Raw genomic sequence first — 23,312 nt, 5'->3', positions numbered from 1 at the left:
TCTCAAGATTCAGTGAGTCACTCATTCGTAGCCGTCAGACATAAAAAAACCCCCGGAAAATCTTCCGAGGGTTTTTTTCGTATTCATACCACCGGAAGACGGGTCAAATGTCTTCCAGCACCTATCAGCCTGAAAGACTAGTCAGGGTGATGGTGGTGATGGTGGTTAAATTGAATACGGTTCATATATACGAGTTCTCTATTTTTTCTACCAAACGGATTGTGTGAAAAATATGCTGTACTGAATAATGGCGATATTTGTGACTGAGGATTGGTTGCTTGTTGTTTAACCTATACGATTTTATGTATAAAAAGCAAACTTTTTTTAAAGAAGATATTTATTTTTTTACAACATATTGTTTTAAAACAAAAATGTGTTTTATTGCTATTAAACAAATAGATGAGTAATGTTAGCCGTGGTCACATAATGGCCTAAGAATCGAAATAATATCTCTTTTGGGAGGGGATGGTGAAAAAAGTTTCCATTATTGGGTTGGGGTGGTTAGGGATGCCATTGGCACAAGCACTGCACAGCGGGGGAATGCAGGTAGTGGGGAGTAAAACAACACCGGATGGCGTTGAAGCCGCTTGTATGTGCGGGCTGGATTGTTATCTATTAAATTTGGTGCCTCAGGTTGTTTGCGATGCGGATGATCTTGAACAATTAATGTCCGTTGATGTGTTGGTGCTGACATTGCCTGTGAGTGGTATTGCGGGCGGTGGCAAGGCTTATATAAAAGCAGTGCAACTGATTGTGGATACTGCACTGTCGTATTCAGTTCCACGGATTATTTTCACCAGTTCTACCTCTGTTTATGGTTCATTGGTTGGTTACCTCAATGAAGATGAGCCAGTACACCCTGAAACGGAATCAGCCAAGGCGCTGGCTGAGTTGGAGAGCTGGTTGCATCAACTGCCCAATACATCGGTCGATATCTTGCGATTGGCCGGTTTGGTCGGTAATGGGCGTCACGCGGGGCGTTTTCTGGCTGGCAGGAAGGCACTCAGTGGAGGAGAAAGTGCCGTCAATTTGGTACATCAAGATGATGTCATTTCTGCCATTAAACTTCTTATACAGCAACCAGAAGGCGGGTATCTCTTTAATTTGTGTGCACCAATCCACCCAAAAAGAGCGGAGTTTTATCAATTAGCCAGTTGCCAGCTTGATCTGATACCGCCAGAATTTTTGCCGTCAGAAGGTGGAAAAATCGAAAAAATTGAAAGCAAAATCGTTGATGGTAGCCGCATCTGTCGGGAACTAGGGTTTGAATATCAGTTTCCAGATCCCGGCAGAATGCCAATGAGTTAATCAACAAAAAAACTTAGCTTATTTCTATCATGACAATTTTTTTGAACGCGGGTCTTTCGGCCAATAATTGATACCAGCGCTCCAGGTTTGGCAGCGATGGGCGCGCTATTTCTACGTTTAACCATAAGTAAACCAACGGAGCCAGGGCTATGTCAGCCATACCCAATTTGTCGCCGGAAAGGTATTGTTGATTGCTGAGGGTTTCGTCGACAATTTTCAGCAATTTTTCAATTTCTGCTAAAGATTGAGCGATGACTTTAGGGTCACGTTGGTCTGCCGGTGTTCTGACAAAACTTATTAGGAATTGTCTAATCGGCGGGAAGAGGTTGCAGCCTACCCAATCCATCCATTTTTCAACGCTGGCCCTTGCTCGAAGATCAGCCGGGTAAAGGCTATCTTTGCCAAATTTCGCCGCAATGTAACGAACAATGGCGTTTGACTCCCATAAGATAAAATCGTCTTCTTGCAAACAGGGAATAACGGCATTGGGGTTCATACGCAGGTATTCAGGATCGCGCAGTTTGCCAAATTTGCCACCAACATCAATTTGTTGATATGGCACATTTAGCTCTTCCAGACACCAAAGGACTTTTTTCACGTTTGATGAATTCTTACGGCCCCAGATCGTCAACATCACTTTCTCCTTAATATCAGTGCTTTTTTCGTAATTAATAATATGATAATAAATCTAGCTGAGATAGAAAAATCTTTACGTTATTAGGTTGGAGTCTTCTCTCATAACATCCTATATTAATAAAGTTTTTATTCTTTTACGTTTACTTTGTCGATATGACACAGAGTCGAGTAATAGGGAAAAGGGCAAGCGACGATGAAAAAAATACGGCAGATACCGGTAATTAAATTTTTTACTTTTGGCTTGGCTGTTTTTGGGATGGTGGGGGTTAATGCATATGCAATGGAGCAGCCCGCCGCACCTGAAATTGATGCGAAAGCCTATGTATTGATGGATTATTCCAGTGGAAAAATCCTGGCCTCCAATAATGCGGATGAGCGGTTAGATCCCGCCAGTTTGACGAAGATAATGACCAGCTATGTGGTTGGGCAAGCGATCAAATCAGGGAAAATATCCACAGAAGATAGGGTCACTGTTGGTCAGGATGCCTGGGCGACAGGAAATCCCATCCTTAAGGGATCATCGCTGATGTTTCTGAAACCCGGTGACAGGGTTAAGGTGATTGATCTGAACCGCGGTATTGTCATCCAATCCGGTAATGACGCCAGTATTGCGCTTGCAGACTATGTTGCAGGCAGCCAGGATGCCTTCGTTGATTTGATGAATAAGTATTCGGAAACACTAAAATTGACGAACACCCACTTCAAGACCGTGCATGGTCTGGATGCGGTAGGGCAGTATAGTACCGCCCGTGATATGGCGCTTTTGGGGCAGGCGACGATCCGCGATGTGCCAGAAGAATATGCCCTGAATAAAGAAAAAGAATTCACGTTTAACCGTATTCGCCAGCCTAATCGCAATCGCCTGTTGTGGAATAAGAACATGAATGTGGATGGTATTAAAACCGGACACACCAGCGGTGCGGGTTATAATCTTGTTTCATCGGCAACGGAAGGGTCAATGCGCCTGATTTCAGTGATATTGGGCGCCCCCAGTGATCGTGTACGTTTTTCTGACAGTGAGAAACTTTTGTCATGGGGATTTCGTTTTTATGAATCGGCGACACCGTTGAAGGCCAGCGATACTTTGGTGACGGAAAAAGTATGGTATGGGACTCACCCAGAAGTCGCCTTGGGGGTGGAAAAAGATGCTGCCGTGGTCGTTCCCCGTGGGCAAGCAGGGAATTTGAAAGCGAGCTTTACCCTGGATAATGCTTCCCTTGAGGCGCCATTAGCGCAAAACCAAGTGGTGGGCACGGTGAACTTTTTGCTGAATGACAAAGTCATTGACCAACGCCCACTGGTGGTCAAAGAAGCCGTGGAAGAAAGCGGTTTCCTTGGGCGTATGTGGGATTTCATTGTAAAAACGGTGAGTGGTTGGTTTAACGCAATCTTTGGTTAACCCTTAGATGAAAAAATGCCAGTCGCCAAAAGGTCGGCTGGCATTTTTTTAGGTGCTACTGTCGAAGAAAGCAGCCGATAAATATTGCTTACATGACGGAATAAATGGCCGCTGAAATAGCAATTGAGCCAGTCACAACGACAAAAAGATTGCTTGGTTTACCTGCATATTTGCGCATGGCCGGCACTTTTTTGATTGCGTACATTGGCATAATAAACAGGATCATCGCAATAATTGGCCCACCCAGTGATTCAATGATATTCAGGATGCTTGGGTTAAGCGTGGCGACAAGCCAGGCACTGAGCAGCATAAAGAGGCTAGTGATACGATTCAGCGTTTTATGCTGAAGAGTCTTGCCACTCGTGTTGATCATTGCCTTGTTCACAATGCCGTTAAAACCTTCACGGGCACCCAGATAGTGGCCCAGGAAAGATTTGGTAATGGCAATAAAGGCGATGAGTGGAGCAATATACTCAATAGTTGGTATACGGAAGTGGTTAGCCAGATAAGACAGAATAGTAATGTTTTGTGCTTTTGCTTCTGCCAGATTTTCTGGTGACAAGCTCAGTACGCAGCTAAAAACAAAGAACATGACGGTCAGCACCATCATGATATGGGCATAGGCCAGAATGCGTGAACATTTTTTCTCCGCATGCTCACCATATTCTTCACGTTTTGCAACTGCGAATGCTGAGATAATGGGGGAATGGTTAAAAGAGAAAACCATAACAGGGATCGCTAGCCACAGGGTAAACAACAAACCACTATTGCCTGTAGAAGACAGGGTAATGCCTTGCGACAGGTTATCAAAAATGGTCGTGTTCCAGTGAGGGACTAAATACAAGGCCAACAGCATCAAAACGGTAACGAATGGAAATACCAATATACTCATGGCCTTAACAATGGCTTTCTCACCGAAACGAATAATGCTCATGACACCAAGCAGCAATACCAACGCCAGTAATGCACGTGGCGGAGCATCTATCTGTAGCTGATTCACAAGAAAGCTTTCTACTGTATTGGTCAATGCAACACTGTAGACGAGCAAAATAGGATAAATCGCAAAGAAATAGAGGATAGTGATCAGAAAACCTGCAACCTTACCAAAATGTTCCTCTACCACGCCGGTGATATCGTCACCACTGCTTTTACCCGATAAAACAAAACGGCACATGCCACGGTGCGCAAAAAATGTCATGGGAAGCGCAAGAATTGCCATGATAATGAGTGGAATTAAACCACCAATACCGGCATTGATGGGAAGAAATAAAACGCCGGCACCAATCGCTGTGCCATATAATCCCAGCATCCATACGGTATCTGATTTACGCCAGGTCGTGTGATTGCTTTTGTTGGAAGCAGAGGATGCGATCGAGCCTGCTTGAGACGTGTCCATAAGTATCTCCGAAATAACGCGGTAAAGTAAAATTTAAAAACTACTAAACCCGCACATTAATTAAATGCGCGAGTTGGATTTTTTATATGAATAATAAGTTGTCAGATATTGCGTTGGTGTTTATCTAAACGTTTTTATTACTACATTATCGCTACATTATTTACTACATTAATAAATTGCCTGAAATATGTTCATTTAAGATAAAAGACCTTCAATTCATCTCTTTGTCTCAATCCGAAAACTTAACCCCAGACTTTTGATGGGGGAAATATAGTTATTTTCAGTGAAATGTACCGTGATCACTCTCGCAATTGCAAGATTTATATAGTAAAGGAAAGTTGTTAAAAATATTTATCTAGATGTTAATTAAATATTAAATAAAATAAAGTAAAAGTCTTATTAGGGAATATATCATTATTTTTATTTTAAATTATAATATCTATCTGTTTTATTGCTTAGTGATATTTATATATTAATGATTTTTTCTTGTGTGGTGTTTGGATAACCTCGAATTGCATTATAAATGTCAATATTCTTAATTCTCCATTGCTTTTTTTGTCATTTTTATTTACTTATTATTATGATAAATAAGGAAAAATTTTTCTGCATTGCACAGGATCTTTATTCTTTGAATGAAAATATATTTAACATTGATTATGCCTTAATGAGAGTATCAATTGTTGTGTATAAGGTTGGCGAGTTAGTCCTATGTTTATGAAGAAATGGTAATCATTTTGCTGTTATGTATTGTTAAATATGGCGAAGGATTTTATCTCAATATTTAAAGCGACGATGGAGAGGAAAATCAATGTTAAGAAATGTATTGAACAAAATAATGCCATATTTTTTTCATGGTGATAGGGTTTGCAAATGGATTGCTTTGTTAGCAACGTCCAACATTCCAGTCACATTGATTACTCCAGCCATCATATAGGTATGTGGCTGGTGTATATTTAGGAGCCTTTTTCTATATTGTCATTTGAAATCGATTGAGTCTGTATTTGGGCTTGATTAGTTTTTTACCCATCCTTTTTTGATAAAAAATGCACAGCAGAATTGGTAAAGCCGAGTAAGTTTGTTTTGTAAACATTCCCCGTATTGGCTCCAAAAGATTTGGGAAAAAGCACATCCCAACAGACTGACTAAGAATGCCCCGATCATATCGATTGGCCAATGAACACCAACGTAAACACGGGACCAGGCAATAGCGCAGGCTACAAACATTAGAGATAAACCAGACCAAACCCGGTGCCAAAATATAAACGCCAGGGCGAAAGTAAAGACGGCTGTGCCGTGGTTACTGGGAAAAGAGTCTGTAGGCGCGTGATAGAGGAAATTATAGCCAAAACCTTCAACAAATGGCCGGGCATGTGGAACAATTACCCCGATGATATAGGATGTGGTTATGCCAAAGGCAAAAGCAATACAAGATTTACTGACAACGATGCGTTGCGATGTGATGGCCTTGTCTTTGCCCCAAAGCCAGCAAATGACTAATGTGATGGGATAAATAAATACGCAATATTTCGCTATAAAGATGGCAAGCGAGATCATTGCTGGCGGTGAATCTGGGGTTGCATTGATAAAAGTAAACAGAATGTGGTTAAGTTGTTCTAGCAAGGTCGGCCTCACAAGCGAGATATTTACGTAAACAGGGTGATTTTATTTTATCAACCTATTGTTAACAATGATTATTTTACATAAAAAAGCAGATTGTATTGATTCCTGATTTTATTTAATGCTTGTTGATGTTGCATGAGTAAATAATATAGGGATTGTAATAGTAATGGAAGGTAACCCTTGTCTTGCAACTCATTTGTGACCAACAAAAAACCCGATAGTCTTTAACCAAAGTGGATGACTATCGGGCTCCTCAATATGGGGACATCAAAGAAAAGCAGTGGCAATAATTAAGACTGCACTATGCCGTGAAAGTTCTCACCCTTGAGAAAAAAATCGCAAAATTTTTTCAGGGAGTGGGATTTTTCTCGAAAAGCAGTATGGTTTAAGCTTCCGCTATCCAGCAGAGAGAAAGGTTTTTTGCTGGATAGCGGTTTTTTTGCTGACGGGTATCGCGCTAATTATTGGGTTCGATTATTTGTATAGTTCCAGATTTTCCCTGGCGTAAGCTTCAAACTCTGTGCAGCCACCAATATGTTTTTCGTCAATGAAAATCTGGGGAACCGTTTCAACAGGTTTACCCACCGTTTTGGATAAGTCGTTTTTGGTGATGTTTTCAGCCCAGATATCGACATAGCGATAATCAAAGTCGTCGCGCTCTGTTTTTAGTTTTTCAGCGATTTCTTTGGCGCGAACGCAGTACGGGCAACCAGGGCGGCCAAAAATGACAGTGTACATACAAACTCCTCAGTGGTAATGATCATGAACTTCATAGAATGTCATCTGGAGTTACTATGCCTGCAAGTATTAACAAAAAAAAGTAGGAATTGCCTTTTATTGTAATTAGTCCTGCCAATAAGCAGGATTCAGGTATGATAAGCTGACTAATTAACAGAAGTTGATTGAGTAACGGAAAGTCTGTTTTTTTAGGCTGGAACAGGTTAAAGGATGAAAATGAACCCATCAAAAGAGATGCGCTCATTGGCTGATATGCCTAAGTTGGTCATTTTATTGGAAGTATTGGGGGTAGGGCTGTTGGTTTTGGCTTACTTGTCGATAACTGATAGCATAATTCTATCACCTTTACTAATGACGACAGAAGCGCATATTGCTATGATTTTATTGGGTATCGGTTGTTTGATACCCGCAGCTATCCATATTATCTGGCGTGCAGTCTATAATCTTTCCTTTTTGGGAATTGATCATAAGAAAGCGGATAAAAACCATCAGATTGTCACTGATGAAAAAAACAAAACAGGTTAATTATTGTACATTCGGCTGCTTGCTGGGAAGCTCCCTTAGGTAGCATGTGTCACTTTTCGGTCATATGAGGTTAATTCGATGGATTCTATGGTTATTCCCAATTTGTCAATTTTGCGCACGTGGCTTGAACAGCTCAAGATCTCCTATTTTGAGAATGATTCAGGCTCAGTCTTGCATTTGCCTCATATGCAGAATATCGATGGCTTGTTTGATGCCAAGCTCGATCTGTTGGGTGATGTCGTTTTATTTTCTGCTTTGGCCGAAGTCAGGCCAACGGCGATAATTCCATTAGTTGCCAATTTGAGTCAGATTAATGCCAGTTCCCTTACCGTGAAGGCATTTCTTGATGTTCAGGATGAAAACTTGCCTAAGCTGATTATTTGTCAGGCATTTCCTCTTGCTGCTGGAATGACTTTTAAACAATTTTCCAATTTTATGCAGCAGGGTGAAGAACAAATTGCGAATGTAATTTTTGAAATTCACAGCAATAATCTTCTCTATGTTAATCATGATATGGAAAGTGAGATGGAAGTTGAGGTTGAAGTTGAAGATGAAGAATCCTTGCTCTCAACGGAAACATCAACATTTACTTTGCACTAATATTTTTTGATACGGTTTTTTTACATGCAATGTGCGCAGTATACCGCGGGGCATTGTCACTCCTGCCAGTGGCTCGATAAGTCCTATTCACAGCAATTATCTGATAAACAACAACATTTAAAGCAACTTTTACAGGAAAAATCAGTAGTACATTGGTTGTCGCCAGTAACCAGTAAAACGAGAGCGTTTCGCAATAAAGCTAAGATGGTGGTAAGTGGCAGTGTCGAGCGTCCATTGCTTGGTATGCTGCATCGTGATGGCAGAATGGTAGATCTATGCGATTGTCCGCTGTATCCAGAATATTTTCAGGCGGTTTTTGCGGTCATAAAAATATTTATCGCCAAAGCGGGCTTGGTTCCGTACAACGTTGAACGGAAAAAGGGAGAATTGAAATATATTCTTCTGACAGAGAGTCGTGCTAATGGCGAAATAATGCTGCGTTTTGTCTTGCGCTCTGAAACAAAATTGGCCCAGCTAGAGCGGGCATTGCCTTGGTTACAGGAGCAGTTGCCACAAGTCACGGTGATTTCCGCTAATATTCAACCAACTCATATGGCAATTCTGGAAGGTGATAGGGAAATCATTTTTACTGAGCGTAAAATGTTGCAGGAAACTTTTAACAATATCCCGTTATATATTCGTCCACGCAGTTTTTTCCAGACAAATCCGGATATTGCCTCAGAGCTGTATGCAACGGCAGGGCGGTGGGTCAGGGAATTGAATATTAGCAGTATGTGGGATCTATTTTGTGGGGCAGGTGGTTTTGGTCTGCATTGTGCAGATAAGAAGACCAGGCTGACAGGTATTGAGATCTGCGCTGAAGCTATTCGTTGCGCTAAAAGTTCAGCTAAAAGCCTTGGGTTGGAGCAGGTGGACTTTCAGGCACTGGATTCTACTCATTTTGCCCTTGATAAATCACAACTCCCTGAATTAGTACTGGTGAATCCTCCCCGGAGAGGAATTGGTAAAGCGCTTTGTGAATATCTTAGCCGGATGGCACCTAAATTCATTCTTTATTCGAGTTGTAATGCCCAGACAATGGCGAAAGATATTACTCTGCTTGAACGGTATCGAATAGAAAAAGTACAGTTATTCGATATGTTTCCCCATACCGAACATTATGAAACCTTGGCTCTGCTCGTTCTAGATATAAAATAATTATATTTTATATTCTTACCCGTGATAACGATGAGTTATCACGGGTAAGAAAAGGTAAAATCAGATAATTGAGTATGAATGCTGATTAATTGCGATGTTCAAATGATAAGGCTCGCTGTTCAATTATACGCATCAGCAGTGTTAACAGGCCATTGATGCAGAGGTAAATGATACCCGCAGCAACGAATACCGTTGCGTCATAGCTCCGCCCGAATTGGAGCTGGCTATATCCCATGATGTCTAACAGGGTGATTGTACTGGCGAGTGAAGTGCTCTTGAAAATCAGCACGACTTCATTGGAATAAGAAGAGAGTGCTCGCTTAAAAGCATAAGGCAACAGAATGCGCATAGAATGCGCTTTGGACATACCGAGAGCCTGGCAAGATTGCCATTGTCCCGCAGGAATTGCCTTGACCGCCCCATAAAATAGCAGGGTTGAATAGGCGGCACTATTTAATGCCAGTGTAACCATTGCACATAGCCACGGCTCTGACATAAGTTGCCATAACCAGGGATATTCTTTTAACGATTGAAATTGCCCCGGCCCGTAGTAAATCAAAAAAAACTGAACAAGAAGAGGGGTTCCGGTAAACAGTGTGATATAGCCCCTTACCCATTGAGAAAGCACCGGCAATTTCATTGTCAAAATCATGGTCAAGACAACAGATAGCATGAATGCAGCCAGCAGCGCTGAAAACGTCAAACTGAGGCTGGTTTGCAAGCCGGGTAAAATTTCCTTGATATATTCAAACATCATGAAGCACTCCGTTCAAAATGGATGGCGCGCATTTCAAGCTGTTTAAGAATAAACTGGCTGGCTAGGGTGATTATCAGATAGATCACAGCAACAATCATATACCATGTGAATGGCTCCTGAGTGCGGGTTGCGATACTTTTTGTTTGTAACATCAGATCATTAACGCTAATTAATGAAACCAAGGCGGTATCTTTTAATAAAACTAGCCATTGATTACCAAGCCCTGGTAAGGCATGGCGCCACATTTGGGGCATTATCAAGCGAAAAAAGATGCGACTTTGGCTTAATCCAAGAGCCTGACCGGCTTCCCATTGTCCTATTGGAACCGCTTTTAATGCTCCCCGCAATGTTTGTGAAGCATAAGCAGAATAGAGCAGAGACAGGGCAATAACGCCGCACAGGAAAGGGCTGACATCAAAGTTATCAATCTCCATCTGTATTCTAACGTGCCAGACAATGAGATTGAGATCAAAACCTTCCGACAATGTAATAAGAAACTGTGAACTGCCAAAATAGATGAAGAGAACCACCAAAATTTCAGGTAGCCCTCGGATCAAGGTAACCCAGCAGGAGCCTAAAAAGGCGATAGGTTTCCAGCGAGTGGATTCCCACGCAGCAAAAAGCATTGCCAGAACTAAACCGACGGCAAGCGAGGAAATAGCAAGGCCGACGGTGACGCCGGCGGCGCTGATTAAAGATTGAAGTTCATTCATTAGGATTGCGTTTATTGGCTAAACCATTTTTTGTAGAGGGTATCGTAAGTCCCGTCTTGTTTAACTTCCGTTAGTGCTTTGTTCAGTTTATCCAGCAACTCAGTATTGCCTTTGCGAACTGCAATGCCTAAACCGATACCAAAGTAATTTTTGTCTGTCACCTTATCGCCAACTGTGCCTAATTCACTATTCTTTTTCAGCCACTCATGGACAACGGCAGTATCGCCGAACAACGCATCAATCCGGCCATTTTTTAAATCAAGGATGGCATTTTGGTAGCTGTCATAAGGCACGGTTCTGAGTTCTTTATGTTGCTCCATCAGATATTTTTGGTGGGTAGTGCCATTTTGCGTTCCTACTTGTTTTCCTTTAAGGTCGGCAACGTGAGCGAATTTCCCTTTGATAGCAACGAAAATAGCAGAGTTATCGTAATAGGTTTGGGTGAAATCAACTTGCTTTTGGCGATCGGGTGTAATGTCGATCCCCGCCATCAAAACGTCAGAACGGCGGAATTTTAGGCTGGGAATGAGGCTGTCGAAAGCCTGATTGGTGAATGTACATGCTGTGTTGAGCTTTGCACATATGGCATTCGCTAAATCGACGTCGAATCCTTGGATTTTATTGTTTGCATCAATAAATTCGAATGGAGGGTAAGTGGCTTCTGTTGCAAAACGGAGAGTGGCTTTTTCTGCTGCGGTTGCTGATAAAGTGACTGCACTCAATAAGGCTGCAAACAATAATTTTTTCATAGCAATATCCTGTTGGTTATGAACTTTATGGTTGATAACTGCTTTGATGTTGGTTTTGTAATCGATTATTTCAGTGTGATAAATAGTGAGCAAAGGCTTCTGTTTGGGGATGCATAAAATGCGTTGGGTCACCTTGTTCGATAATGTGTCCTTGTTCCATATATACAACTTGGCTTGCTATTTTGCGAGCCAATTCGACTTCGTGAGTTACTATAATCTGGGTGATACCGGTTCCTGCCAGCTCTTTGATAATGTCAATAACCTGGGCAGTGATTTCGGGATCGAGTGCAGCGGTGGGTTCATCAAACAATAAAACTTGAGGCTCCATCATTAACGCACGTGCAATGGCCACCCGTTGTTGCTGACCACCAGACAGGTGCAGGGGAAAACGGTGGGCGAATTCATCCAAACGAAGTCGGGAAAGGAGTTTTACCGCTTTTTCTCGCACTTGTTGTTTAGATTGTTTTAATACCCGGCAAGGTGCTTCAATCAAATTATCCATCACAGTTAAGTGTGGCCATAAATTGTATTGCTGGAAGACCATGCCAACGCTTTGTCGCAATGCGAGAATTTCTTTGTGGTTAGGTTGCTGTTTAAAATCAAATTGATGTGTTGCTACCTTGAGTAACCCAGAGCGAGGCATCTCCAGTAAATTTAAGACACGCAGCAAAGAACTTTTCCCAGCTCCGCTCGGTCCTAGCAACACTACAGTTTCGCCTGATGTACATGCAAAATTGATATCAAACAGAGCCTGTTGTGAGCCATAGAAACAATTTATGTTTTTTAATTGAATGCTCATGCGAAAAATATGAATAGTTAATTGGTTGCTGAGATATTAATCCGATAAATATAACTATGCAATAATGCCTGCATAAAATTGGCATTTTAATCGAATTAATAAGTTAACTAATCAAATTGCTGGCGGTTTCCTAGATCGTTTTTGCTCTTTTTTAACAATATAGGTTAATTTTCATATCAAAATTTATATCAAAAAAATTTTTTTACGCAGTTTATGCGCCAAACCAAGATTATTTTTAGCGAGTAAAAAATGCGATGAACAGAGGTGTTAGTAGGCTCAAGATAAAACCATGAACAATGGCTGCCGGCACGATACTTACACCTCCACAGCGTTGTAAGATCGGTAAGGTAAAGTCGATTGAAGTTGCCCCTGTTAAACCTAATGCGGTTGCACGATAACGGTTTATTAGCATAGGAATCAGCATGATGGAGGCTAATTCACGAGCTAAGTCATTAAAAAAAGCAGTGCTACCCAGTACAGGCCCGTAAGCGTCAGAAATTAAAATGCCGGAAAGGGAATACCAACCATATCCTGATGCAATAGCAAGGCCCGTTTTGGTCGGTAATCCCAACAAAAATGCAGCCAGTACACCCCCTAGCAGGGAACTGCCTGCAACCACTATGGCGGTGATCATACCGCGGCGGTTCAGTAGTGTTTGCTTTAGGTTCATACCATTATTGCGTAGTTGGACCCCAACTAAAAAGAGTAAAAATATTAACGCAATTTCACTGGCACGGCTGGAGAAATGGAACCATGACCAGCCGGTTAACCCAATAAGAAATCCTGATGCTAATGCACCACATAATTTAACGGAATCCAAAGCCATGTGTAAGCGTGAAGGGGGCTTTTCTTGCTTATGTGCATTACCCATCCACGGATTTCGTCTATCCAGAAGGAGAAGCGCTAACACATTAATGATAAAAATGCACAGGAAAAACGTCGTCGCATACAGCAAGATAAAAAGTAAATTACTGCCCAGGTTTTCCAGCATGGCAAGGCTGATACCCATCAGAATGAGGATAATATACACCATGGCATTGAGTAGTCGGTGTACAAGGGTTAGTATCGGTTTATTATTCAGATGAATAAGGTAACCCAGAGTTAGGGGCAGGAGAATAATTAATAATCCCGAATACATAATCCACATCCTTATCCAATGAAAATGTTTTTATCTCATTCTAATGACTATGATCAGTCACAATGGCTGGCAAATGCACAGAAACAAAAAAGTTACACTAATATAACAAGTAGGGTAAAGGGAAACATGCTGAAACTCAACGCATTTTTTAATCCCTAATAATAGTTGTTATCAATAAGATTCAGTCAATCCGATAGGGAGAAATTGAATATATATTTATGTAATATTTAGCCATTCCCGGTTTTAAGTAGGTTCTGATACTTGACGAAAATAGGTGAGGCAATTCCAGGCTTTGATTCTGAGAGTAAAAGAGGACATATCAGAAAGTTTTCTTATCATAAATATCCCATTGATAGGATCCGTTTATGTCTTCTACAGTAAAGTGCAAGTGAAGTAATGAGATAACATCTTATAATGGTGGGTATTTGTTGATGAAACTTCTTTCTACCAAATATCGTTGGGTTGCGGCTGGGCTTTTCCTCATAGCTGTTGCCTTTCTATTGTTTTATTTATTCTTTTTTCCAAAGCCCATTACATATCAGACCAGTCCGGTGGTAAAGGGGGATTTCGAAAGGAGTGTCCTGGCGGTAGGTAAGTTGGATGCGGTCAGTAAGGTTGATGTAGGCGCTCAGGTTAGTGGTCAGTTGAAAGAGCTTTATGTGAAATTGGGGGATAAAGTTAAACCGGGTCAATTGCTGGCATTGATTGATCCCCAAACTGCAAAAAATTCCGTGGAAGAAATTCAGGAAACAGCAAAATCACTGGAGGCTAATCTCCGTGGGGCACAGTCCGAATTAAAACTTGCACAACTCAAAGTGAATCGCCTGAATCATTTGTCGAAATTACACTTAACGTCCCGCCAAGAATTGGATTCCAGCATAACAGATATGCAATCCAAAACAGCCAGAATTGACGATCTCATGGCGCAACTTAAGCAAAATAAGGCCAAGCTTGATACGGCGAAAACGAATTTGCAATATACCAGAATTACTGCCCCAATCGAGGGCATTGTGACAGATATTAAAACATTTCAGGGCCAAACGGTGATTGCTGCACAGCAAGCACCTACTATCCTGACACTCGCCAATCTCGATACGATGATTGTTAATGCAGAAGTCTCAGAGGCCGATGTCATTAATTTAAGACCCGGACAGGACGTAACTTTTACTATCTTGGGAGCGCCAAGGAAGCAATTTCACAGTGTTCTGAAAGATATTCTGCCAACACCGCAAGTTGTGAATAACGCGATTTTCTACTATGCCCGTTTTGAAGTCCCTAACCCTAGTCATATCTTGCGCTTGCAGATGACTGCCCAAATAAAAATAAAACTCCAGGCGCTGCATGATGTTTTGATGATCCCAATTTCAGCTCTGGATATCTCTTCTCATCAGGATACATCTTCAACCCAATATGCACCTTCAACCCAATATGAAGTGAGTGTCTTAAATAATGGTAAAGTAGAAAAACGTAAAATCACGGTAGGCGCTTTTGATAATACGAATATTCAGGTGCTATCCGGGTTGAAGGAAAACGAACGTGTGATCACCAGTCGCAGTGATAGTAGCGTAGAGGAGTAATAATGAGTACGTTACTGGAACTGAAAAATGTGAGTCGCCACTATCAGGCTGGAGAAGGTCAGGTGACTGTTTTAGATGATATCTCGTTATCCATACAGGCCGGGGAAATGGTGGCGATTGTTGGCGCTTCCGGTTCAGGTAAGTCTACTTTAATGAATATTCTTGGCTGCCTGGATAAACCCAGCAGCGGAGAGTATTGGGTCGCAGGAAGCAATATTGCTGATTTGGATAGTGATCAATTGGCAGAGTTGCGCAGGGAATATTTTGGGTTCATTTTTCAGCGCTATCATTTATTGTCTCATTTAACCGCCGAGCAAAACGTTGAGATCCCCGCAATTTATTCCGGCACTTCCAAAACTCAACGCCGTGAACGGGCAGTTGAACTGCTAAAGAACCTTGGATTGGGAAATCGGATTAACTATCAACCAAGCCAGCTTTCTGGTGGGCAGCAGCAACGTGTCAGCATTGCCAGGGCATTGATGAATGGGGGGCAAGTCATTCTTGCTGATGAACCGACGGGAGCATTAGATAGTACTTCCGGCCAGGAAATGATGGACATCTTAAAAAAGCTCTGCCAACGCGGACATACGGTCGTTATTGTTACTCATGATCCTAATGTTGCTGCACAGGCTCAAAGGGTGATTGAAATTAAAGATGGACGCATCATACGTGAATTACGCTCATCTGAATGTCAAACATCGCCCCATATTTCTTCTGAGAATGCAAAAACTGTCAATGTGAAAAACTCTTCAGTACAACAAACCTGGGGACGTTTTAATGAAGCCTTATTGATGGCATGGCGTGCCATGAATGTGAATAAGCTACGTACTTTGCTGACAATGCTTGGGATTATCATAGGCATTGCATCTGTCGTCACCATCCTGGTGATTGGTGATGCGGCAAAAGCGATGGTGTTATCACATATTAGATCTATTGCAACGAATTCTATATCCATTTATCCAGGCAAAGATTTTGGTAGTGATAGCGCCCTGGATATGCAGGCACTGAAGCTTACTGATATTCCGGCAATCAAATCTCAATCCTATGTTCAGGCTGCGTCTCCTGAATTTGCAAGCGCTGGGCGTTTGCGTCAAGGCAATATAGATGCCAACGCACAAATAACGGGTGTAGGAAGTGAATTTTTTCAGGTCTATGCCATGAAATTTATTCAAGGCATTCCTTTTACTTCAGAAATGATCGAGCGCCAGTCTCAAGTGGTTATCATTGATGAAAATACACGTAAGAAGTTTTTCCCTAACCAAGATAATGTGATAGGCAAAGAGTTACTGTTGACAAATATGCCTTTGACGGTAGTGGGTGTCATTACCAGTGGGCAAAACCTTTATGGCAGTAATACATTACAAATTTGGTTACCGTACAGTACGATGAATAGCCGTTTAATGAATCAAAGTTACTTGAATACGATTGTTGTCAGGTTGAAAGATGGCTATGACTCCAATGAAGCGGAAGAAAAACTTAATCAATTGTTGATATTCCGTCACGGCAAAAAAGACATCCACACTTATAACATTAATAAAACGATTAAAATAGTGGGTAAAACAACACGGACGCTGCAAATATTCTTGACGTTAGTTGCAGTAATATCCCTAATTGTTGGGGGAATTGGTGTCATGAATATCATGTTGGTATCAGTGACCGAACGTACCAAGGAAATTGGTATTCGTATGGCGGTGGGCGCCAGAACCAGTGACATTATGCAGCAATTTCTTATTGAAGCCGTTTTGGTTTGTTTAATCGGGGGAATTATAGGGATTATCCTGTCATACAGCTTTTCTTTGATTGCGCAGTTGATGTTACCAAAATGGAATGTCACTTATAACATTATGGCATTCATCATCGCGTTTGGTTGCTCAACAGCAATAGGGGTGATCTTTGGTTTCTTGCCTGCGAAAAACGCAGCTCGCCTTGATCCTATAGAGGCTTTAGCAAGAGAATAGAACAGCACGCCACAAATAAGTCTATAGTCTATTTGTGGCGTGGAAATTATGAGCTTATCGGATCACTCTTTTTTGATTTTGCACCCTCTTCCAGAGGCACAATAAGGCTGGCGTGGTTACCTTTGGGGCCTTGATGAACACTAAAGTTTACTTTTTGTCCAGCTTTCAGTGTCCTATAACCATCCATCTGAATGGTTGAATAGTGAGCGAATATGTCCTCACCCCCTCCAGCTGGGCAAATAAATCCAAAGCCCTTTGCATTATTGAACCATTTAACAGTACCTGTTTCCATACTTCTCTATCCCTCGTATCACGATTTCGGATTTAGGAGTCACTAAACATTAAAAAAATGAACAGACGCCCAGAGTAAGCGGTGTTCATAAAATATACTGTAGTGAAATTCGTTACGTCGTCAAGCATATAAACAACGCCAAGCTGTCTCAAATGGCTAAAGTTTGATATAGATAACGATATCCGATTTTTAGGCAAGATACTGATCCGTTAATCTAAGGAAGAGGGTAAGCAGAGTGCTTTATGAAGTGATAAAATATATAGCAGTTGAATGAATGCGTTCATACTAAAATCCAGCGGACAGTTACTACCCAGCGGAAGAATAATGACTGAGTTTTATAACAATTTGAAAGTTAAAGAATTTATTAAGGACGATGTAAAACAAAAACTACAACCGCCATCAATGTATCAGGTTATTTTGAACAATGACGACTATACCCCTATGGAGTTTGTGGTTGACGTATTGCAAAAGTTCTTTTCTTATGATGTTGAACAAGCAACGCAACTAATGCTGGATGTCCACTACAAAGGAAAGGCAGTTTGCGGAATTTATACGGCAGAGGTCGCAGAAACGAAAGCTGCGCAAGTGAACATGTATGCTAAGGAGCACGAGCATCCGTTACTTTGCACGCTAGAAAAGGTCTGATCTGGCTTACTGAAATTAGAAGGAGGTGCTTATGCTCAATCAAGAACTGGAGCTTAGTCTCAACATTGCTTTTGCCAAAGCAAGGGATAGCAGGCATGAATTTATGACTGTAGAGCACCTGTTGCTGGCGTTGTTAAGTAACACATCAGCGCGAGAAGCACTGGAGGCTTGTAAAGTCGATTTGGCGATGTTACGCCAAGAGTTAGAAAGTTTTATTGCACAAACCACGCCTTTGTTATCTGAGAATGATGACAGGGATACGCAACCAACATTAAGTTTTCAGCGTGTTTTGCAACGTGCAGTATTTCATGTCCAATCTTCGGGACGTTCGGAGGTTTCTGGAGCGAATGTCTTAGTTGCCATTTTTAGTGAACAAGAATCCCAGGCAGCTTATTTACTGCGTAAGCACGACGTTAGTCGTTTGGATGTTGTGAATTTCATCTCGCATGGAACACGTAAAGATGAGTCAGATAATGACTCCCACCATAATATCAATCCGGTACAGGAAGAGCAGGTGGTGAATGAAGATCGATTGGAAAATTTCACTACTAACCTGAATCAATTGGCACAAAAAGGGCAAATTGATCCGCTGGTTGGCCGTCAGAATGAATTAGAGAGAACCATTCAGGTACTCTGCCGTCGCCGCAAGAATAATCCTCTGTTTGTTGGAGAATCTGGTGTTGGTAAGACCGCTATTGCCGAGGGGCTTGCATGGTGTATTGTGCAAAAGAATGTTCCCGAAGTGATGCAGGATTGTACCATCTATTCTCTGGATATTGGCTCATTGCTGGCGGGGACAAAGTATCGTGGTGATTTTGAGAAGCGCTTCAAGTCTTTGTTAAAAACATTGGAGCAGGACAGTAAAAGCATTCTCTTTATTGACGAAATTCATACTATTATTGGTGCTGGTGCCGCATCGGGTGGGCAAGTGGACGCAGCCAATCTCATAAAACCGTTGTTATCCAGTGGACGCATACGGGTAATTGGCTCAACCACCTACCATGAATTTAGCAATATTTTTGAAAAAGATCGGGCTTTGGCTCGCCGGTTCCAAAAAATCGATATTCTTGAGCCTTCTTCTGAAGAAACCGTGCAAATTATCAATGGATTGCGCGCTAAATATGAAGCACACCATAATGTTCGCTATACAGCGAAAGCGATTCGAGCCGCAGTTGAATTATCTGTGAAGTACATTACCGACCGTCATTTACCGGATAAGGCCATTGACGTCATTGATGAGGCTGGTGCAAGAACCCGATTAGTGCCAGCCAGCCGCCGTAAAAAGACGATCAACGTTACCGATATTGAATCAATTGTTGCTCGTATAGCCCGTATTCCAGAAAAAACGGTGTCAGCCAGTGATAAAGATGTTTTGAGAACACTGGATGATCGTTTGAAAATGCTGGTTTTTGGTCAAGACAACGCTATTGCTGCTTTGACGGAAGCCATTAAGATGAGCCGTGCAGGATTGGGGCAAGATCACAAGCCAGTAGGATCTTTCTTGTTCGCAGGGCCTACGGGAGTGGGAAAAACCGAAGTCACAATCCAGCTTGCCAAGGTATTGAATGTCAAATTGTTACGATTTGATATGTCAGAATATATGGAACGCCATACTGTTAGCCGTTTAATTGGCGCTCCACCAGGTTATGTTGGGTATGATCAGGGTGGATTATTGACCGATGCAATCATCAAACATCCCCATTCTGTGCTGTTACTGGATGAGATTGAGAAGGCCCATCCTGACGTATTTAACCTGTTGTTGCAGGTTATGGATAATGGTACATTGACCGACAATAATGGCCGCAAGGCGGATTTTCGCAATGTTATTTTGGTGATGACAACCAATGCAGGGGTACGTGAAATACAGCGTAAATCTATTGGGTTCACTGAACAGGATAACAGCACGGATGGAATGGAAGAGATAAAACGGATTTTCACACCTGAATTCCGCAATCGTCTTGATGGTATCATCTGGTTTGATACGCTTTCTTCTGAGGTTATTCAGCAAGTTGTTGATAAATTTATTGTCGAGTTACAAGCCCAACTGGATGAAAAAGGTGTCTCTCTGGAAGTGAGTGCAGATGCTCGCCAATGGCTATGTGACAAAGGTTATGATAAAGCGATGGGCGCGCGTCCTATGGCCCGTATAATTCAGGACAACCTCAAAAAACCACTGGCGAATGAGTTATTATTTGGCTCTTTGGTGCATGGTGGCTCGGTCAAGATTAAACTTGATAAAGCCAAACAGGCATTGGTATACGATTTTAAGAGCGATCAAAAATCGAATAAAAAGAGATCGGAAGATGCCGTGTTATAACGTGTTTGGTATAACACGGAATAAACATAAACGGTATCAGTGATAGAAACTGGTGACTGGTGGTAAAAATTAAGATAGCCACACCACAGGTGAATACTGAAAAATACGATCACCTGTGGTGCTTAAGGTCTAAGGTATCTTAATCAGCGGCTACGGAAAGTGATGCGTCCTTTTTCCGGATCATATGTAGTTAGCTCAACTGTAACCTTGTCTCCAGTCAGGATACGGATATAGTTTTTACGCATTTTTCCTGAGATGTGAGCAGTAACAATGTGCCCGTTGTCTAATTCAACGCGAAACACAGTATTTGGCAGTGTTTCTAAAACAGTACCTTGCATTTCAAAATTAGTGTCTTCTTTGGCCATCTAATCCTCTAAATGTAACAACCATAGTTTTTAACCGGCAAGATAATGCCGAAAAACCATCATTATGTAAAGGAATGTCGTATTTTAAGCCATCATTTTGCATACAATAGTATGATAGCGAATGACATTCCCACCATGAACAGCATTTATTTCTAAGAGATGATTATAAATCCAGCTTTTGTACAGCCCAGCAGCCTGATTGCAATGACCGCTTTCTTAATTGGTAAAGATGCTGGAGAAACTTTTCTCTCGGAATATTTTTAGCACCCAATGATTCTGTATGGTGATTTAATACCTGGCAGTCAAATAGTTGACCGCCGTGACGTAAAAAATGGTGATAGAATGCGACAAAAGCACACTTGGATGCATTCTCCATTTTGCTAAACATCGATTCACCACAAAATAGTGTCCCGACACAAACGCCGTATAAACCACCCACAAGTTCATGGTCGTGCCAAACTTCAATTGAGTGAGCTAACCCTTCTCTATGCAAGGCTTGATAGCCTTTCTGAACATCTGGCCCAATCCAGGTGCCTTCTTGTCGTTGAGCGCAATTATATATCACTTCATCAAAAACATAGTTTACCGTAATTTGGTAATTATGTTTGCGAATAAAACGACGCAGTGTTCGGCCAATGTGTAATTCCCCTGGGATCAGCACAGCCCTAGGGTTGGGAGACCACCATAACGGAGGTTCATCAGACGAATACCACGGAAAAATCCCCTCATGATACGCTACTCGCAGACGTTCTGCACTTAGATCTCCACCAAATGCCAGTAATCCATTAGGTTCAGCCAGTGCATTGGTAGGATGAGGGAATTTATAAGAGTGATCCAGTTGAGCTATCGACATAAGTTGAATCACTCTTGCCCAGAATAGCTCGGTAGCTGATAAAATTGTTGCCGCTGATAAAATTGATAGTAACGCCCTTGTTGAGTGAGGAGCGCATTATGTTTGCCTTGCTCGATAATACGCCCTCCATCCATGACACAAATTCGATCCATGCGTTCCAAGCCGGTAAGCCGGTGAGTAACGATAATCATAGCCTTATGCTGACAGTTACGGTGCAGCAACGACAGAATTTGTTGTTCTGTATCTGCATCAAGTCCTTCGGTCGGTTCATCCAGCAACATTAAAGGGGCATTGTGTAGTAGTGCCCTGGCAATACCTAAGCGGCGCTGTTCCCCGCCTGAAAGCTGACGTCCACCTTCTCCCACCCAACAGTTTAGCTTTTTATCCGTGTCTAGCAAATACCCTAAACCGACTTGTTGCAGTATGGTTGTTAATTCATCGTCATTAGCATCGGGTTTTGCTAATAAGAGATTCTCACGCAAAGTATGGCTAAAGACATGTATCCGCTGGGGAACGACGGACATCATAGAGCGCAGTGTTTTTTCATCATAATGGGAAATGGGCTGCTGACTAAGTTGAATCTCACCGCTATTGATATCCCAGGCACGGGTCAATAATTGCAAAAGCGTTGATTTACCACACCCTGTTTTTCCCAACAAAGCAATATGTTCGCCTGATGTCAGGGATAGAGAAATATTTTTCAATACTGGCTGTGGCTGACCAGGGTAGGTGAAATCGACGTTTTTTATCTCAAGACTGAGTTCGCCATCTGCCTGAGTTCCCTGCGAAGGGAAAGTCACTTCCGGTTTTTGGTGCATCAACTGTGAAACACGAGTCGCAGATGCAATGACTTGCCCCATATGCTGGAATGCCACTGTGACTGGTCCAAGTGCTTCGAACGCAGCAAGGGTACAGAATGTAAACAGCGCTATTAGTGCGCCAGCCTGACTATTTTCTCCCACACCTGCCGCCGCCAGCCACAGTATCAACGTCACTGTTATACCAGTGGAAAAAATCATGATGGCTTGTGAAAGCCCGGTCAAATTGGCTTGTTTTTGCTGGCTCTTCAACCAATTGTTCTCAATCTCTGTCATGGATTGACGAAAACGTTTGAGTGCGCCAAATACCGTTAATTCAGCCTGCCCCTGCAAGGCACTGGTAAGTAAAGTACGGTATTGACCGCGTTGTTGGGTGATGTTTCTACCATAAGGCTTTCCTGCGTGATAAAACCCGCAAGGTAATATCAGCAGCAACCCTAACATAATACCGCCAATCGTGTAGGCGAGGGTGATATCCAGGAAGCCCAGGCCGAAAGTCAGAACGAGAATGACGGCAAATGCAGCAAGGACAGGGGAAATCACTCGCAGATACAAGTGATCCAGTGTTTCGACATCCGCAACAAGCCTATTTAACAACTCACCTTGACGAAAACGGGCAATGCCCCCAGGAGAAAGTGGCAGTATTTTTTGAAATGCAAAAACACGTAAATGTGCCAAGACACGGAATGTGGCATCGTGACTAACAAGCCGTTCACCATAACGGCCCGCCGTACGGAAAATGGCCGCCCCGCGGACCCCGGCGGCAGGCAGCATGTAATTGAACGTATATAACCCGGCAAATCCAGCCAGGGCTGTGCCAGCAAGGAACCAACCAGAGAGTGTTAAAAGCCCAATACTGGCTAGCAGTGTCACTATCGCTAACGCCATGCCTAAGCTAATAAGAAACCAATGGCGGCGATAGAGTGCGAGAAATGGGAGTAATACACGCAT

General features: G+C 42.2%; 23 protein-coding genes and 1 other annotated feature. Of the genes, 9 read left to right on the top strand and 14 right to left on the bottom strand.

Going from position 1 to position 23,312, the window contains the following annotated elements; all coding sequences use genetic code 11:
* Window positions 1-40 precede the first annotated feature (40 nt).
* Window positions 41-162 (bottom strand) — a sequence feature (His leader region).
* On the bottom strand, window positions 138-185 hold the full coding sequence (gene hisL / locus Xkoz_RS19490) for a his operon leader peptide (RefSeq protein WP_113967449.1): 48 nt from the start codon (window positions 183-185) through the stop codon (window positions 138-140). Its footprint overlaps the feature before it by 25 nt.
* A gap of 283 nt (window positions 186-468) precedes the next feature.
* On the opposite strand from hisL, the gene Xkoz_RS02840 reads away from it, so the two are divergent.
* Window positions 469-1,308 carry an SDR family oxidoreductase gene (locus Xkoz_RS02840; RefSeq protein ID WP_167386549.1) on the top strand — a complete coding sequence of 280 codons (840 nt, stop codon included), beginning with the start codon at window positions 469-471 and terminating at the stop codon, window positions 1,306-1,308.
* Window positions 1,309-1,321: 13 nt separating this feature from the next.
* Here the strand turns inward: Xkoz_RS02840 and Xkoz_RS02835 are convergent, their stop codons facing one another.
* On the bottom strand, window positions 1,322-1,942 hold the full coding sequence (locus tag Xkoz_RS02835) for a glutathione S-transferase family protein (RefSeq protein ID WP_099140659.1): 621 nt from the start codon (window positions 1,940-1,942) through the stop codon (window positions 1,322-1,324).
* Between the two features lie 258 nt (window positions 1,943-2,200).
* On the opposite strand from Xkoz_RS02835, the gene Xkoz_RS02830 reads away from it, so the two are divergent.
* The gene (locus tag Xkoz_RS02830) at window positions 2,201-3,343 is read left to right on the top strand and encodes a serine hydrolase (protein ID WP_244183377.1); all 1,143 of its coding nucleotides are present in this window, start codon (window positions 2,201-2,203) and stop codon (window positions 3,341-3,343) included.
* Between the two features lie 88 nt (window positions 3,344-3,431).
* Here Xkoz_RS02830 and Xkoz_RS02825 read toward each other — a convergent pair whose 3' ends face one another.
* From Xkoz_RS02825 to Xkoz_RS02815, 3 genes are all read right to left on the bottom strand, one after another.
* Window positions 3,432-4,739, bottom strand: coding sequence for an HAAAP family serine/threonine permease (locus Xkoz_RS02825; protein WP_099140657.1), 1,308 nt, complete (start codon window positions 4,737-4,739; stop codon window positions 3,432-3,434).
* A gap of 1,011 nt (window positions 4,740-5,750) precedes the next feature.
* Window positions 5,751-6,359, bottom strand: a complete 609-nt coding sequence (gene ybjG / locus Xkoz_RS02820; protein ID WP_099140656.1) for an undecaprenyl-diphosphate phosphatase — start codon at window positions 6,357-6,359, stop codon at window positions 5,751-5,753.
* 474 nt (window positions 6,360-6,833) lie between these two features.
* Window positions 6,834-7,097, bottom strand: a complete 264-nt coding sequence (locus tag Xkoz_RS02815) for a GrxA family glutaredoxin (protein ID WP_099140655.1) — start codon at window positions 7,095-7,097, stop codon at window positions 6,834-6,836.
* 210 nt (window positions 7,098-7,307) lie between these two features.
* Between Xkoz_RS02815 and Xkoz_RS02810 the strand changes: the two genes are divergently transcribed.
* The 3 genes from Xkoz_RS02810 to rlmC all read left to right on the top strand — a co-directional run bounded on the left by Xkoz_RS02810 (window position 7,308) and on the right by rlmC (window position 9,380).
* Entirely contained in the window at window positions 7,308-7,622 is a 315-nt protein-coding gene (locus Xkoz_RS02810) for a YbjC family protein (RefSeq protein ID WP_099140654.1), read from the top strand.
* Between the two features lie 78 nt (window positions 7,623-7,700).
* Entirely contained in the window at window positions 7,701-8,222 is a 522-nt protein-coding gene (locus Xkoz_RS02805) for a type III secretion system chaperone family protein (RefSeq protein WP_099140653.1), read from the top strand.
* Window positions 8,223-8,246: 24 nt separating this feature from the next.
* Window positions 8,247-9,380, top strand: coding sequence for a 23S rRNA (uracil(747)-C(5))-methyltransferase RlmC (gene rlmC / locus Xkoz_RS02800; RefSeq protein WP_099140652.1), 1,134 nt, complete (start codon window positions 8,247-8,249; stop codon window positions 9,378-9,380).
* Between the two features lie 85 nt (window positions 9,381-9,465).
* Here rlmC and artM read toward each other — a convergent pair whose 3' ends face one another.
* The 5 genes from artM to Xkoz_RS02775 all read right to left on the bottom strand — a co-directional run bounded on the left by artM (window position 9,466) and on the right by Xkoz_RS02775 (window position 13,536).
* Window positions 9,466-10,134: an arginine ABC transporter permease ArtM gene (artM, locus tag Xkoz_RS02795; RefSeq protein WP_099140770.1), complete on the bottom strand. Its 669-nt coding sequence runs from the start codon at window positions 10,132-10,134 to the stop codon at window positions 9,466-9,468.
* A complete protein-coding gene (gene artQ, locus Xkoz_RS02790) occupies window positions 10,134-10,850 on the bottom strand; it encodes an arginine ABC transporter permease ArtQ (RefSeq protein WP_099140651.1) in 717 nt (238 codons plus the stop codon). Before artQ ends, artM begins: the two co-directional genes overlap by 1 nt.
* Before the next feature lie 11 nt (window positions 10,851-10,861).
* Window positions 10,862-11,599: an arginine ABC transporter substrate-binding protein gene (gene artJ / locus Xkoz_RS02785; protein WP_099140769.1), complete on the bottom strand. Its 738-nt coding sequence runs from the start codon at window positions 11,597-11,599 to the stop codon at window positions 10,862-10,864.
* A gap of 70 nt (window positions 11,600-11,669) precedes the next feature.
* Window positions 11,670-12,398, bottom strand: a complete 729-nt coding sequence (artP, locus tag Xkoz_RS02780) for an arginine ABC transporter ATP-binding protein ArtP (RefSeq protein ID WP_099140650.1) — start codon at window positions 12,396-12,398, stop codon at window positions 11,670-11,672.
* A gap of 235 nt (window positions 12,399-12,633) precedes the next feature.
* Complete coding sequence (locus Xkoz_RS02775) at window positions 12,634-13,536, bottom strand: LysO family transporter (RefSeq protein WP_099140649.1); 903 nt, start codon at window positions 13,534-13,536, stop codon at window positions 12,634-12,636.
* Window positions 13,537-13,967: 431 nt separating this feature from the next.
* Here Xkoz_RS02775 and macA point away from each other — a divergent pair, with 431 nt between their 5' ends.
* Together macA and macB are read left to right on the top strand one after the other, a co-directional pair.
* Window positions 13,968-15,113, top strand: a complete 1,146-nt coding sequence (gene macA, locus Xkoz_RS02770; RefSeq protein ID WP_099140648.1) for a macrolide transporter subunit MacA — start codon at window positions 13,968-13,970, stop codon at window positions 15,111-15,113.
* 2 nt (window positions 15,114-15,115) lie between these two features.
* On the top strand, window positions 15,116-17,071 hold the full coding sequence (gene macB / locus Xkoz_RS02765) for a macrolide ABC transporter ATP-binding protein/permease MacB (protein ID WP_099140647.1): 1,956 nt from the start codon (window positions 15,116-15,118) through the stop codon (window positions 17,069-17,071).
* Window positions 17,072-17,117: 46 nt separating this feature from the next.
* Here the strand turns inward: macB and cspD are convergent, their stop codons facing one another.
* The gene (gene cspD / locus Xkoz_RS02760) at window positions 17,118-17,363 is read right to left on the bottom strand and encodes a cold shock-like protein CspD (protein ID WP_099140646.1); all 246 of its coding nucleotides are present in this window, start codon (window positions 17,361-17,363) and stop codon (window positions 17,118-17,120) included.
* 324 nt (window positions 17,364-17,687) lie between these two features.
* Between cspD and clpS the strand changes: the two genes are divergently transcribed.
* Both clpS and clpA read left to right on the top strand, forming a co-directional pair.
* Window positions 17,688-18,008: an ATP-dependent Clp protease adapter ClpS gene (gene clpS, locus Xkoz_RS02755; RefSeq protein WP_099140645.1), complete on the top strand. Its 321-nt coding sequence runs from the start codon at window positions 17,688-17,690 to the stop codon at window positions 18,006-18,008.
* Between the two features lie 31 nt (window positions 18,009-18,039).
* Complete coding sequence (gene clpA, locus Xkoz_RS02750) at window positions 18,040-20,325, top strand: ATP-dependent Clp protease ATP-binding subunit ClpA (RefSeq protein WP_099140644.1); 2,286 nt, start codon at window positions 18,040-18,042, stop codon at window positions 20,323-20,325.
* Window positions 20,326-20,468: 143 nt separating this feature from the next.
* Here clpA and infA read toward each other — a convergent pair whose 3' ends face one another.
* The 3 genes from infA to cydC form a co-directional block, all read right to left on the bottom strand.
* On the bottom strand, window positions 20,469-20,690 hold the full coding sequence (gene infA, locus Xkoz_RS02745; RefSeq protein ID WP_047767507.1) for a translation initiation factor IF-1: 222 nt from the start codon (window positions 20,688-20,690) through the stop codon (window positions 20,469-20,471).
* A gap of 163 nt (window positions 20,691-20,853) precedes the next feature.
* Window positions 20,854-21,543 carry a leucyl/phenylalanyl-tRNA--protein transferase gene (gene aat / locus Xkoz_RS02740; RefSeq protein ID WP_099140643.1) on the bottom strand — a complete coding sequence of 230 codons (690 nt, stop codon included), beginning with the start codon at window positions 21,541-21,543 and terminating at the stop codon, window positions 20,854-20,856.
* Window positions 21,544-21,551: 8 nt separating this feature from the next.
* Entirely contained in the window at window positions 21,552-23,312 is a 1,761-nt protein-coding gene (gene cydC / locus Xkoz_RS02735) for a heme ABC transporter ATP-binding protein/permease CydC (protein ID WP_099140642.1), read from the bottom strand.

It is taken from the genome of Xenorhabdus kozodoii, assembly GCF_002632875.1.
GTDB classification, from domain to species: Bacteria; Pseudomonadota; Gammaproteobacteria; order Enterobacterales; family Enterobacteriaceae; genus Xenorhabdus; species Xenorhabdus kozodoii.
This window is presented reverse-complemented; position numbering and strand designations above follow the sequence as displayed.